This window comes from Neisseria sp. P0021.S007 (assembly GCF_051956855.1).
Window position 1 is genome coordinate 1 of the sequence record NZ_JBQCXA010001766.1, and the last position, 437, is coordinate 437.

The following is a 437-nucleotide window of genomic DNA, read 5'->3' on the forward strand; positions in this document are numbered from 1 at the left end:
TTGCAGACCTTCACCATTCAGCGTTGTACGGCCGGCAGTACCACCCAACAGGAAGCCGCGTGCGTGCATATCGCCGGCAGCCCATGCCAAGTCGCCGATACGTTGGAAACCGAACATAGAGTAGTAGATGTAGAAAGGAATCATCGCAAAGTTGCTGTTGGCGTAGCTGGTTGCAGCCGCGATCCAGTCAGCCATTGCGCCTGGCTCGTTAATACCTTCTTGCAAGATTTGACCGTCGACGGATTCTTTGTAGAACATCAGTTGGTCTTTATCTTGAGGGGTGTATTGTTGGCCTTTAGGGTTCCAAATGCCGTATTGGCGGAACATACCTTCCATACCGAAAGTACGGCTTTCGTCAGGAACGATAGGTACAACGCGTTTGCCGATTTTTTTGTCTTTCAGCAAAGTAGACAGGATGCGTACGAAAGCCATGGTGG

The 437-nt window shown here is 50.6% G+C and carries 1 pseudogene; it reads right to left on the bottom strand.

What is annotated here, in order from left to right:
- Positions 1-437 (bottom strand): annotated as a pseudogene (gene aceE, locus ACTHUR_RS21355) (pyruvate dehydrogenase (acetyl-transferring), homodimeric type); the annotation flags it as partial.